Origin of the sequence: Candidatus Erwinia haradaeae, from assembly GCF_900698925.1 — a bacterium.
GTDB lineage: Bacteria > Pseudomonadota > Gammaproteobacteria > Enterobacterales > Enterobacteriaceae > Erwinia_E > Erwinia_E haradaeae_I.
The window spans coordinates 1-14,516 of sequence record NZ_LR217713.1 but is presented as its reverse complement, the minus strand read 5'-3'; the positions used below and the strand labels follow the sequence as shown (position 1 = coordinate 14,516).

10 protein-coding genes are annotated in these 14,516 nt (G+C 31.2%); 5 read left to right on the top strand and 5 right to left on the bottom strand.

The genetic code is table 11. From position 1 onward, the window contains the following. Positions 1–158: 158 nt before the first annotated feature. From rpsP to apaH, 5 genes are all read left to right on the top strand, one after another. On the top strand, positions 159–413 hold the full coding sequence (rpsP, locus tag HACICURV3402_RS00050; RefSeq protein WP_157992351.1) for a 30S ribosomal protein S16: 255 nt from the start codon (positions 159–161) through the stop codon (positions 411–413). A 3-nt stretch (positions 414–416) separates the two neighbouring features. Continuing rightward, positions 417–977 carry a ribosome maturation factor RimM gene (gene rimM / locus HACICURV3402_RS00045; RefSeq protein ID WP_157992350.1) on the top strand — a complete coding sequence of 187 codons (561 nt, stop codon included), beginning with the start codon at positions 417–419 and terminating at the stop codon, positions 975–977. A 38-nt stretch (positions 978–1,015) separates the two neighbouring features. Then, the gene (gene trmD, locus HACICURV3402_RS00040; RefSeq protein WP_157992871.1) at positions 1,016–1,768 is read left to right on the top strand and encodes a tRNA (guanosine(37)-N1)-methyltransferase TrmD; all 753 of its coding nucleotides are present in this window, start codon (positions 1,016–1,018) and stop codon (positions 1,766–1,768) included. A gap of 59 nt (positions 1,769–1,827) precedes the next feature. Beyond that, entirely contained in the window at positions 1,828–2,175 is a 348-nt protein-coding gene (rplS, locus tag HACICURV3402_RS00035) for a 50S ribosomal protein L19 (RefSeq protein WP_157992349.1), read from the top strand. 1,044 nt (positions 2,176–3,219) lie between these two features. Further along, on the top strand, positions 3,220–4,050 hold the full coding sequence (gene apaH, locus HACICURV3402_RS00030) for a bis(5'-nucleosyl)-tetraphosphatase (symmetrical) ApaH (RefSeq protein ID WP_157992348.1): 831 nt from the start codon (positions 3,220–3,222) through the stop codon (positions 4,048–4,050). Positions 4,051–5,611: 1,561 nt separating this feature from the next. Here the strand turns inward: apaH and rho are convergent. The 5 genes from rho to mnmG form a co-directional block, all read right to left on the bottom strand. Then, positions 5,612–6,871 (bottom strand): transcription termination factor Rho, encoded by a 1,260-nt coding sequence (gene rho / locus HACICURV3402_RS00025; RefSeq protein WP_157992347.1) that lies wholly within the window; start codon positions 6,869–6,871, stop codon positions 5,612–5,614. 399 nt (positions 6,872–7,270) lie between these two features. Continuing rightward, complete coding sequence (gene trxA / locus HACICURV3402_RS00020) at positions 7,271–7,600, bottom strand: thioredoxin TrxA (RefSeq protein ID WP_157992346.1); 330 nt, start codon at positions 7,598–7,600, stop codon at positions 7,271–7,273. Between the two features lie 131 nt (positions 7,601–7,731). Further along, the gene (gene eno / locus HACICURV3402_RS00015; RefSeq protein ID WP_157992345.1) at positions 7,732–9,030 is read right to left on the bottom strand and encodes a phosphopyruvate hydratase; all 1,299 of its coding nucleotides are present in this window, start codon (positions 9,028–9,030) and stop codon (positions 7,732–7,734) included. 56 nt (positions 9,031–9,086) lie between these two features. Then, positions 9,087–10,757 carry a CTP synthase gene (locus tag HACICURV3402_RS00010; RefSeq protein WP_157992344.1) on the bottom strand — a complete coding sequence of 557 codons (1,671 nt, stop codon included), beginning with the start codon at positions 10,755–10,757 and terminating at the stop codon, positions 9,087–9,089. Positions 10,758–12,376: 1,619 nt separating this feature from the next. Next, positions 12,377–14,263 carry a tRNA uridine-5-carboxymethylaminomethyl(34) synthesis enzyme MnmG gene (gene mnmG / locus HACICURV3402_RS00005; RefSeq protein ID WP_157992343.1) on the bottom strand — a complete coding sequence of 629 codons (1,887 nt, stop codon included), beginning with the start codon at positions 14,261–14,263 and terminating at the stop codon, positions 12,377–12,379. Positions 14,264–14,516: the final 253 nt, after the last annotated feature.

Genomic DNA, 14,516 nt, shown 5'->3' with positions numbered 1-14,516 from the left:
TATATTTTTTGTGATTTAAATATCAATAACAAATAACTAATTTAGATTAATTAGAATTTTTTTACACCAAAACCATCAAAAAGTAATCTTTTATATTATAATAAAATTCTTCATTCTTATCATGCAACAAATACTTTATTTTATCTACCGAGGGTATTATGGTAACAATTCGATTAGCTCGTCATGGGGCAAAAAAACGTCCGTTTTATCAAGTAGTAGTCACAAATAGTCGCTCTCCTCGTAATGGTCGCTTCATTGAAAAAGTGGGTTTCTTTAACCCAATTGCTTCTGGTTATGCTAAACCACTCGTGCTCAATATAGAACGGATTGATTATTGGATAAAACAGGGGGCATCAGTATCGGATCGTGTTAAAGCATTAATTAAGAAAATTAAAAAAATCTCATCAGATTAAACCATGACCAACATCAACAAAAAGTTAATTAAAAATATTCCATCTAATCCATTAATCATTGCGATCACAGGTTCCGCTTACGGCGTGCATGGTTGGATTAGAGTTTTTCCATTTACTGAAAATCCAATTAGTATATTTGATTATCAACCGTGGTTTGTAAAAAAAACACATCAGTGGGGAATTCTAATTCTAGAAAAATGGCAATATCACCACCAAAATATTATCATGAAAGTAGAAGGTATTAATGATCGCAATACCGCAATAGAACAACTCAATTATTGTCAGATTATAATAGAAGCTAACCAACTTCCAAAATTAAAAGAAGGAGAATATTACTGGAAGGATCTTATTGGATGTCAAGTGATAAATCTAAACAATAATATACTTGGAAAAGTGAATAGTATTATGGCAACTGGATCAAATGATGTTTTAGTTATTAAAGTAAACGAGAAAAAAAAACAAAAACAAACAGAACGACTCATCCCCTTTTTATATCAAAAAGTAATAAAAGAAATAAATCTTCCTAACCGAACCATTTATGTAGATTGGGAGATAGAATTCTAATGAATTCTGTAGATAAACTTGTTCCTCAGGACATAAAAATATGGATTGGTGTTATTAGTCTCTTCCCTCAAATGTTCCAAGTGATTACCGACTATGGAATAACTAACCGCGCAGTTAAAACTGGTATACTGTCTATTAACACTTGGAATCCCCGTGATTTTACTAGTGATAAACGCAAGACCGTAGATAAAAAGACCTATGGTGGCGGACCGGGAATGTTAATGACCATAGAACCATTGAAAAGAGCCATTCATGCAGCCAAAAAATCTAGCGGGACAAACGGAAAAGTAATATACCTATCCCCTCAAGGTCATAAGTTAAATCAACAAAAGGTTTATGAACTCGCAACTAGTAAAAAATTAATTTTAGTCTGTGGGCGCTATGAAGGCATTGATGAACGTCTAATTCAAACAGAAATAGATGAAGAATGGTCTATTGGGGATTACATACTCAGCGGAGGCGAATTACCTGCTATGGTCATGATTGACTCTATCTCCCGATGTTTACCGGGAGTATTAGGAAAGAAAGAATCCGCTGAACAAGATTCTTTTTCAGATGGTTTTCTTGATTATCCACACTATACTCGTCCAGAAATCTCAGAAGGGATCGGGGTCCCACCCATCTTACTATCCGGAGACCATAGTAAAATTCAACGCTGGCGCCTGAAACAAGCCATAGGATCTACATGGATTAAAAGACCTGAACTGTTAGAAAACAGAACACTAACTGAAGAACAAAAAATATTACTGTCTGAATTTAAAATTGAATATATACAAAATAAAAAAAAATAAAGATATAAATCAATTTATTTTCTACAATAATCTATATAATTAAAATAAGGTAGTTTACCATGACAGATGTTATTCAACAAATTGAACAAGAACAAATAAAAAAGAATGTACCAATATTCCGTCCAGGTGATTCTTTAGAAGTTATGGTTTGGGTTTTTGAAGGTACCAAAAAACGCCTTCAAGCATTTGAAGGTGTAGTAATTGCAATTCGTAAGAAAGGACTAAATTCAGCATTTACAATACGAAAAATATCTAACGGAGAAGGTATAGAGCGCGTATTCCAAACCCATTCTCCCATTATTGATCGTATTAATATTAAACGCCATGGTGCTGTGCGTAAAGCTAAACTTTACTACTTACGCAAACGCACTGGAAAATCTGCCCGGATTAAAGAGCGTCTTAACTGAAGATTACAACATTTTCTTTTAAATTGCGAAAAATTAAGGACAGTTTCATCCATTCTATTTTAAAATAGAATAACTTATCGATACTACTGAATATCTAGTAGTATCTATACCATAAGTATAGACTAGTAGATTTTTTCAGCAATCAGAGCTTTATTAAATGTTATCTTTATAACACAAAGAACAAGAAATTGCATAATAAAAAGAAACCCTCAATCATAAAATATGTCAGGATATTAGATCCATGAAGTATACCAATAAGTAATAAATTACAAACACCTTATAATAAGTGATTCTTTTACGATTCTTCTTAGACCTCTAGACCAAGTTATACATGATTATTTTATTTCATAGACATAACAAATGATAATATACAAAACTTATCGATACTCTTTAATAAAAAAATTAAATTTTCATACCATATTTAATACTTGTTAAGTAGAACACCTCCTTGTCTACCAATCTATATAACTTAGAATAATTTAAGAATTCACTTATTATGCCTTACGATAAAAATATTAAATAATCTTTCATAAAAGATATAAATAATGTTATAGACATGAATAGATCTTTACCATTAACACCTCTCCAAGCCGTAGTAATGAAAATATATCACTCTAATAAAATTATATAACTCAACGCGCAGGATTTAATACAATCAATATATAAAAAAACTATGTTCTTATCTATCTAATGAAACCTTCCTTACATGTATGAAAATAACTGCACAGGTCTTATGAACCAATAATAATCTATAATAAATACTATTAGAGTGAATATAGAAATACATGTTCTCATTTTATGAAGATAACAGATATTGGTATATCTTAATGTCTATGGTGTTCAGTTACTTTTTTACTACAACTCAATTATGACCTAAAAATTGCATTACATATTGAGAAAAAGAAAATTATATTTAATAATATACTGATCTGATTTTATCGAGATACAGTATTGTAGTATACACTAATAGATTAATTCAATCTATGAAGCTCCATATACATAAATACACATAGATCTCTTATTATCACTACTACGGTATCTTATATGAGCACTTACTTAATTGGTGATGTTCATGGCTGCTATCATGAACTCAACCTACTACTCTCTCAAGCAAAATTTAAACCTCACAAAGACCAAATATGGTTAACTGGTGACTTAATTGCAAGAGGACCCAGCTCTCTCGACGTTTTACGTTTTCTCTGTAATCTAGATAACTGTGTTAAGGTAGTCCTGGGCAATCATGATCTACATCTTTTAGCAGTATACGAAGGGCTGAGAAAGACTAGAACTACAGATCATCTTCATGATTTACTGGAAGCTCATGACATAAACGAAATAATAAACTGGCTTCGCCATCAACCTCTTTTGCAAATTGATGAAGAACGAAAAATTATGATGTCACATGCGGGTATTGCACCACAATGGGACGTAAAAACTGTTAAGTTATGCGCTGAAGAAACCCGGAAAGCACTTCAAGGTGACGACTACCTACCGCTTCTAGGCTTACTCAATAATAACCTATCTAATTACTGGTCGCCTGCACTAACCGGTATGCAAAAGTTATGCTTTAATATTAATGTCTTCACCCGTATGCGATATTGTCACCCTACAGGTCAACTAGACCTTATCACTAAAAAAATACAAGATCACTCATCTTCTATTCTGATACCATGGTTTAACATGCCTTTACCTGTTGCACCTGACTATACTATAGTTTTTGGTCACTGGTCGACGCTCAATGGACTAGGAACACCAGATGGTATCATTTGTCTCGATACTGGTTGTTGCTGGGGAGGATGTCTTAGTATGTTAAGATGGGAAGATAAAAAAATTTTTAAACAAAAATCCCTTTCTTATAAAAACTATAGACTTTGACTCAATAAAATTTTTTAATAATCAGAACAAAGCTATCCATCTGACTACATACTATTTATTAAAATAAAATAACCATACGTTATATAGAAAGAAATTTTCCATATAAACTATTATTAAATCATATTTATGTCTAATAAATAATGAAGTTATCAGAACTTCTATTTAACTTAGAATAAGTTATCCTATGAACAACTTGCACAAAACAACCATATAAGTCAATCTATTATTTTATTATCTCTTTAGAGTCAGTCTGATGCATGCACAGTACTTATTAGTATAATTAAAACGTGTAATCAGATCTTTAGTTTTCTCGAAGATATGGATAAAAAAAATAATTTATTAATAAATTTCAATTAATAAGATAAAAAATAGAAAAATTATCCATTCCGTTTATCTGTCGCCTGATATTAGATATCAACATATAAACTCGTTCTTAAAATTTTAATAATTCATTTTTATTTAACTATGCACTATACCTTCTTTCTGCTGAATCTAAATATTCCTCTAAATATGTTAAAATATAAGTCCTTATTTATAGAAACTTTATATTGATGGCACGTTGTTTATAAAACATAGGTCACAGAACATCTTTAATTCAATCCTTAAATATATAAAAATGAGAATCTACACTTTTTAATTAAAATTACAGAGTAATCATGGAGAAAGTATCAGAACAGCATATTAGATTAAGATCTTAATAGACTAAAATTTTTATTCCAAAGTATTTATAATATTACGTGAAATTAACCAGACTTTAAACAATACAAATGTTAATTAAATAATCAGTGATTTAAGAAAATAAACAAAATTATTATATTAGAAAATAACTATATTTTATAAAAAAAATAACAATAATAATTTTAATTATTTTATCCCCATTCAAGATATAGCATAATTTAAACCCTTTCTTAAAAATCAAAATTAATTATTCTAATCAGAATTAGATATAGATTAGCGATAGAATATCAACCATTATTTAGTTATTCATTCCATTCATTTATGACCTTATACATCAATTTTACAATATATAAAAATAATGTATTGACATAGAATCTTCTTTTAGGAAAGTTATGATATGCATACAAGTTTTCATGTTATTCTATGTAATCCATAAAATCATGTGACATCATCAAAAATCTTCTTATATTCTTAGCATTAACTATCAATTATAACAAATAATTTTTAATTATTTAATTAATGCATGTAAAACTACATTATAAAAAAATATAAAATAAAAATAATTTTTTTATAAAATGATACTTACTATTCCTCAACAGTTAGTAAATCACATTTTTATTTTTTAATATAAACGGCAACTGCATTACCACGCTTCAAAATATAGTAGATTTCTCTCTATATTCATAATACACGCATTGAATAAAACATAGGATGTTATCCTACATAATATAAAATTACTAACTAAAATATAATAAATTCCTAGAATTTACAATACCATCCTTCCATCTATCCACTAAAGTGATTCTAAATATTACTATATGTATGAAAGTTGTTGGTCAATACAAATACAAGATAACCATATATCCTTGTTCATCATTGAAAATCATGAACGTTTCATCATATCAAAAAACTCATCATTGGTTTTGCTCATGGCTAATTTATCAATTAAGAATTCCATCGCGTCAATTTCTCCCATAGGGTGCATAATTTTACGTAATATCCACATTTTCTGCAGCTCTTCCGATACAGTTAATAATTCTTCCTTTCTAGTTCCAGAACGATTATAATCAATAGCAGGAAATACACGTTTCTCAGCAATTTTTCGCGCTAAATGCAACTCCATATTCCCTGTTCCTTTAAACTCTTCATAAATGACCTCATCCATCTTAGAACCAGTATCTACCAAAGCAGTAGCAATAATCGTTAAACTACCCCCTTCTTCTACATTACGTGCAGCACCAAAGAAACGCTTGGGACGATGTAACGCATTCGCATCTACACCACCAGTCAAAATCTTTCCCGAAGCCGGGACAACAGTATTATAGGCGCGGGCTAAACGAGTAATAGAGTCTAAAAGAATAATTACATCTTTTTTGTGTTCAACTAACCTTTTAGCCTTTTCAATGACCATTTCAGAAACCTGAACATGACGCGATGCAGGTTCATCAAAAGTTGAAGCTATCACCTCACCTTTCACTAAACGTTGCATTTCAGTTACTTCTTCAGGACGCTCATCAATTAACAAGACCATAAGAACACACTCAGGGTGATTACAAGCAATGCTTTGTGCTATATTTTGAAGTAACATGGTTTTACCGGCTTTAGGTGGAGCGACAATTAATCCACGCTGACCACGTCCAATAGGCGATGCCAGATCTAATACACGAGATGTTAAATCTTCAGTAGAACCGTTACCTATCTCCATTCGCAACCGCGAATTAGCATGTAGTGGGGTTAGATTTTCAAAAAGAATTTTATTACGTGCATTTTCGGGTTTATCATAGTTAACTTCATTGACTTTTAATAAAGCAAAGTATCGCTCCCCTTCTTTAGGGGGGCGAATTTTTCCTGAAATCGTATCTCCTGTACGTAGGTTGAATCGCCGAATCTGACTAGGTGAAACATAAATATCATCTGGGCCAGCAAGATAAGAGCTATCACTAGATCGAAGAAAGCCAAAACCATCCTGAAGTATCTCCAAAACACCGTCACCAAAAATGTCTTCGCCGCTTTTAGCATGCTGTTTAAGTATGGAAAAAATAATATCCTGTTTACGTATGCGCGCTAAATTTTCCAGCCCCATTTTTTCACCAAGAGTGATTAGGTCGGAAACCAGCGTATTTTTTAAGTTGGTAAGATTCATAATGGTGGGTTCTGAGTTTTTAAACTTGAGGACATATCTTGAATCATATGTAATAACTAGCAGGATTTTTTTATCTAAAAGCTATTAATATAATTTTCTTCTCGGATAATCTACTAATAATAGCTCCAAAAATAACTATTAAATCAGAGGTAATAATAAAAAAGAAAAATAATTATACCAATCTTTAGAATCAGATGATGAAAGATAAGCTATGATGAAATTGTCCCTATAATACTAAGATTTCTCTCTATATGTAAATTCAGTACGGTTATATATCATTTAAAGTATATATCTAATACTAAAGCAACCATCACCATAGCATGCTTCATTCTGATCGTCCAGATTTCAGAAAAAAAATCGTATGATAATATTAAAAAATAGAATATTTCTCTTAACGTCTTAGTTTAAATGTACATCTAAAAAGTCACTTAGTTGTCTTTTAGATAAAGAACCAACTTGAGTTGCAATAACTTGACCTTCTTTAAAAAGAAGAAGAGTCGGAATGCTCCGAATACTATATTGTGGCGCCGTACACGGATTTTTATCAATGTTTATTTTTCCAATAATTAACTTATCTTCGTATTCAATAGAAATTAAATCTAGAATAGGGGACAGCATTTTACATGGACTGCACCATTCTGCCCAAAAATCAACTAATATAAATCCTGTGGATTTAATAACATCCTTCTCAAAACTAGAATCAGTCAAGTTAATAATTTTATTGTTCATCGTTTCTCCAAAAACATTGGGTTAGCATGATTATTGTTAATAATAACAATGGGATATACATAGAAGTAATCATTGAAAATAATAGAAAATATTATTGCGACATATTTTCTTAATAATCAAAAATGATCATATTAGATTTTTCCCTGAAGCTCTCTTTTACCATGGAAAACGGCCCGAGACCCTAGCACCTCTTCAATACGAATCAGTTGATTATACTTAGCTACGCGATCAGAGCGACTCATGGAACCAGTTTTAATTTGACCAGCAGAAGTCCCAACCGCTAAATCAGCAATCGTTACATCCTCAGTCTCCCCAGAGCGATGAGAGATAATTGTAGTATACCCTGCACTTTTTGCGATCTGAATAGCAGATAAAGTCTCGGTTAAAGAACCAATCTGATTTAATTTAATTAAAACAGAATTAACAAGACCTTTTTTAATTCCTTCCTTAAGGAAGGTAGGGTTAGTTACAAACAAATCATCACCCACGAGCTGTATCTTATCGCCTAAAATTTGAGTTTGATATAAAAACCCCTCATGATCAGATTCATCTTGACCGTCCTCAATGGATATAATCGGGTATTGCTTGGTTAAACTCTCTAAAAAGTGTGTAAATTCTTCTGAAGAAAAAGATGTTTTTCTATCGCCAAGCATAACATATTGACCATTTTGATAAAATTCAGATGCTGCACAATCTAAAGCTATTGTAATATCTTTGCCTAATATATATCCTGCAGTTTTGACAGATTCTACAATAAGATCTAGTGCTGCAATCGTAGATTTGAGGTTAGGCGCATAACCTCCTTCATCTCCTACAGAAGTAGGTATACCCTTGGATTTCAGTATTTGTGCTAATATATGAAAAATTTCAGCTCCTATCCGGACTGCTTCTCTTAAAGAATGTGCGCCAATAGGCTGAATCATAAACTCTTGTATATCTAGATTGTTATTAGCATGCTTACCACCATTCAGGATATTAATCATTGGCAAAGGCATAGAGAATTGACCTGGATTATTTACAAGCTCAGCAATATGTGCATAAAGAGGCATTCCCTTAGAAGCAGATGCAGCTTTAGCATTAGCTAATGATACAGCTAAAATAGCATTCGCTCCAAGTCGTGATTTATGCTGAGTGCCATCCAAGTCTATCATTATTTGATCAATACGTGATTGATCTTTAGCATCATTCCCAATGATATGCTTGGTAATCAGTCCATTAATAGAATCGACTGCTTTCATGACGCCTTTACCAAGAAAACGCTTTTCATCATTATCACGCAACTCTAAAGCCTCTCGGGACCCAGTTGAGGCCCCAGATGGAACTGATGCAAGCCCAACAAATCCACCCTCTAAGTGCACCTCTGCTTCAACAGTTGGATTACCACGTGAATCAATAATTTCTCGGCTAATAACTTTTATAATTTTGGACATTGGTCTATCTCAGAAACTAGATAAATGAAAACGAGAAAATATCTCGACCTTGTATATTATGAATATGCTGGTAATATACCTGCAATATCTTTATTTTTTATATTTTCCTGATATACACTAGCTGCATGAATAAATCCACTAAATAATGGATGAGCATCTCGAGGAGTAGAAGTAAATTCTGGATGAAATTGACAAGCTACAAACCAAGGATGGCTTGGAAGTTCAATGATTTCAACTAAATGATTTTCCCCGGAATAACCCGCTACAAGTAAACCAGCTTCTTCTATTTTTTTCAAAAATCTCTTATTTACTTCATAACGATGCCGGTGACGCTCAATGATAGTGCTAGAACCATACAACTTACGCGCTAGACTGCAATCAGCTAACTGACACTCCTGATTACCTAATCGCATCATGCCACTTAAACTACTTGACGTTATCTTCTTATCTGTAGAACCTTTTTCATCATACCACTCAGTAATAAGAGCAACTACTGGATATTGACAATGAGGAAAAAATTCAGTTGAATGTGCGTTTGCCATATTTGCCACATTGCGAGCAAATTCCATTAAGGCTACCTGCATTCCTAAACAAATACCCAAATAAGGAATATTGTTTTCACGAGCATATTGCGTTGTAATAATTTTACCTTCTACACCTCTATAGCCAAAACCACCAGGAATTAAAATAGCATCTAGGTCTTTTAATAAACCTACTCCATTAGCTTCAATATCTTCTGAATCAATTAACTTAATATGAACGGTAATGCGATTTCTTAATCCTCCATGCTTTAAAGCTTCAATGACTGATTTATAAGCATCAGGTAACGTAGTGTATTTTCCGACCATCCCTATATTTATAACGCTATTTGGATGAGATTCTTGATAGACAACCTGGTCCCAATCTCTGAGATTAGCTGGTGGTGTATGCAAATTAAAACTTTTACAAATATACTCATCTAATCCCTGTGATTTTAAAATACCTGGAATTTTATAAATAGAACCAACATCTATTAGCGAAATAACTGCTTTCTCTGGTACATTACAAAATAAAGCAATTTTAGAACGTTCATTATCAGGAACTGGATAACTAGACCGACAGATCAATACATCTGGTTGAATACCAATCGATAAAAGCTCTTTAACTGAGTGCTGAGTTGGCTTTGTTTTTACCTCGCCTGCTGCTGCCATATAGGGAACCAGTGTTAAATGAATATATATTGTATTCGCACGTCCAATGTCACCCGCCATCTGACGAATAGCCTCAAGAAATGGTAACGACTCAATATCACCAACGGTACCTCCCACTTCGACTAAAACTATATTATATCCCTCCCCACCTATGATTATTTTTTCTTTAATAGCATTAGTAATATGAGGAATAACTTGAACAGTTTCTCCCATATAATCTCCATGCCTTTCTTTATAAAGGACATCAGAGTAAATACGACCTGCAGTAAAATTATTACGACGACTCATGCGTGTACGAATAAATCGCTCGTAATGACCAAGATCTAGATCTGTTTCCGCGCCGTCACCAGTTACAAACACTTCACCATGCTGAATGGGGCTCATGGTTCCTGGATCAACATTAATATAAGGATCCAGCTTTATAATAGTCACTAGAAGACCTCTGGCTTCCAGTGTGGCCGCTAACGAACCAGCAAAAATTCCTTTGCCCAAAGAAGAAACAACCCCACCTGTTACAAAGATATAATGTTTTGTCATACTTAACCTGAGAATATCGATTTTAAAAACAATGTAATAATTTCTTAAATATAGGTTAATATCCAGATTCTCATTATTAAAAAATATGCATGTTAGCTGCCATATTTATAAACAATATTAATATAATTAAGTGTCATATCGATTTAATCTATATATTTTTCATCACATTACAAATTATACGTAATTTAATTTAATAAAATATTTAATTTAAGTGTGATAACAAAAAATTTTGAATTAAAAAACATCTTAAATTCTATTAAAACAAATCAAATATCAAAAATCGAGATAGATCAATTGATCTAAAGTGGTTATTAACCATATATAATATTAATTGTTGTATCATAGAATGTCATTACTGTAATGTTTTTTCCTTAATTTTCTTAATATATTAAAAATCATATTATATTAATAAAGTTATAAAACAATCTAATACATGTTTATCCTATATTAATAAAAAATTCTGACAGATTAGATAAATGACAGATACAGTATTATCGATATAAGATTCTTAATCTTATATATTAAAACAATATATTGATTTTAAAAATCATTTTTTTTAAAAATAACATCAACTCAACTAACATTCCAATAAATAAATAATCTATAAATGTATTTAGAATTCAATATAAATCTTTTTTTATAACAATACTATTGAAAATATTTAAAAACTAAAAATAATAATCTATAGATTTAGAATCAAAATTTATAACCAGCATTATGATACGCACAATGCAGTTCTTACCCATTCAATTCTATATCTATAATCAAAAAAGATGAAAAATTAAACAATCAAGTTTTACTTACACAACAAACTCTTTATATATTCTATATATATAACTGATATAGATAAATTTATTTATTAAAAATGGTATAAAATTATTATGAATATTAAATATAAAAACTTTCATTAGATTCTGAAAGACCACTAAAACAAAATATACACTATCAACTTATATAAAGACTTCTACTATATTATAACCCCCTAAATTAAAAACAGAAAATTACTATAGAATGTTATAATATTGAATTAACCATCTTTCATAGATCATGACAATTGCATGTTTTTAAAATTTAAACTAACTTTTAAAAATATAATTACTATACATTATCATATATATCTCACAAATGAATTAATTAATGTCATGTATCGTAATATAAAATATTAAAAATAAAAAATTAAATTACGTTTGACCAATTATTAATGCGCTATGATTGATTTTTACCGATCTAACTTAAATATAGAGAAAAGTCCGAGGTCTATTTTTATTTAGTAAAAATTTTAATTGTTATAAAAATATTTTTTTATTATCAATAATATTATTATTAACTTTCTATATATAGTAGTTACAATATATAATAAAATTATAAAATATAAATTAACTTTTCATATAAAATATACACCTAGCATATAAAATAAAATTTTTATCACAAAATACATATTTTATTATGTAATAAATTGATATTATCCATAGTATTTATACTATGTCACTGATGTTGACTATAAATGAATATAAGTAACGCATAATAAAAACTATTCCAACTTGATATATTTGATATATATACAGTATTTTATTCATAAAACCATTTAAATATATTGTTTATCTAAGTAATTATATTCATTATTCTCTAATCAACGATCCATGATTTTTTAAATAAATAATCAAACTTGAAATAGTTGATGGTGTAATTCCAGGAATACGTGATGCTTCGCCAATTGACGCTGGTTTATAATCTTGAAGTCTAGACACTGCCTCAATAGATAATCCGTTAATTTTTTTATAATCCACATCAGCAGGCAACAAGGTTGATTTGTAACGGATGTGTCTATCAACCTCTCGTTGTTGTCGAACGATATAACCTTCGTATTTAATTTGAGCCTCTACTGATTCTACCACTTGGCGATCAGCTATATCCGGTCCAAATCCTGTCAGATTCATTAAGTGCTGGTAGGTGATTCCAGGACGTCTTAATAGATCCTCATAGCTATGATTATTTTTTAATCTTCCAGGAAGCAAGTTATTCATCACAACCGACTCTGTGTTACCAGGCAATATTTTCATTGAACGCAGACGTTGCCGTTCTTTCTCAATATTGTCTATCTTCGTATTAAATCGTTTCCAACGTATATCATCAATTAAACCTAAATTTCGACCAATCTCAGTTAAACGAAAATCAGCATTATCTTCACGTAATATTAAACGATATTCCGCGCGAGAAGTAAACATACGATAAGGTTCAGTCACACCATGCGTACAAAGATCATCAACTAAGATACCTATATAAGCTTGATCACGTCTTGGTATCCATCCATCTTTTCCCATTAAAAACTGACTAGCATTCAATCCTGCCAAAAGACCCTGTGCAGCAGCTTCTTCATAACCAGTGGTTCCATTAATTTGACCGGCAAAAAATAATCCTTGAACATATTTGCTTTCTAATGTTCTCTTTAAATCAGATGGATTGAAAAAATCATATTCAATAGCATAACCTGGTCGTGTGATATTTGCTTGCTCCATGCCTTGTATAGAGCGAATAAGTTTTATTTGTATGTTAAATGGTAGGCTAGTAGATATACCATTCGGATAAATTTCATTACTAGTTAATCCTTCTGGTTCTAAAAATATTTGATGTGAATTTCGGTCACTAAATCGCATGATTTTATCTTCGATTGAAGGACAATAGCGAGGGCCAGTTCCTTTAATTTTACCACTATATATGGGACTATAATGAAGATTATCACGGATAATATCATGAGTTTTTTCATTGGTTTGTGTTATATAACAAGGTACTTGTTTAGGAGGTTGATATAAGTCATCTAAAAATGAAAAAAAAGGTAATGGATTATCTCCAAATTGAGGAGGTAGTACATTAAAATTAATAGATCGTTTATCAATACGCGGAGGAGTTCCTGTTTTTAACCGTCCAATACGCAATGGAAGTTCGTGTAGTCGACGCGCAAGAAGAGAGGATGACGGATGAGCCGCCCGACCTCCGATATTAGTTTTCATGCCAACATGAATCTTTCCATCTAAAAAAGTACCCACAGTTAAAATAACTACTTTAGAATGAAATTCTACTCCTATTTGAGTGATTACACCAATTACTTGATCATGATCTATTAATAAATCGTGTACATCTTGCTGCATTATTAATAAATTAGGTTGATTTTCCAGTGCATAACGTACCGCCTGACGATATAACATTCGATCGGCTTGCGCTCTAGTAGAGCGTACAGCAGGACCTTTTCTTGCATTCAGTTTTCTGAATTGTATCCCAGATTGATCAATAGCACGACCCATTATCCCACCTAATGCATCTATTTCTTTAACTAAATGTCCTTTTCCGATTCCTCCAATAGCCGGATTACAAGACATCTCTCCTAAAGTATCAATATTATGGGTTAGTAATAATGTTTTGTGTCCTATACGAGCTGCAGCCATCGCCGCTTCGGTTCCAGCGTGACCGCCACCAATTACAATGATGTCAAAAGGCTCGGTATAAAACATAGAGAACTACCTCTTAAATATGTAAACAGTATTTAATTGATATTATAAGATCTTTCTAGATTGTTTTGCATCAAATATTTATATTTAATTCTATTAATAATAAATCTTTTAAAAAATAAATAAATAATAATTATTATTATATATGGCAGCTTTTTCTGTGGGTAAGTTCAATTTTACTTTATTAATCAATCATTTAATTGATTTAATTAACTGTGTATTACCTGTGAATTATTATGATATAACCTGGGAATAA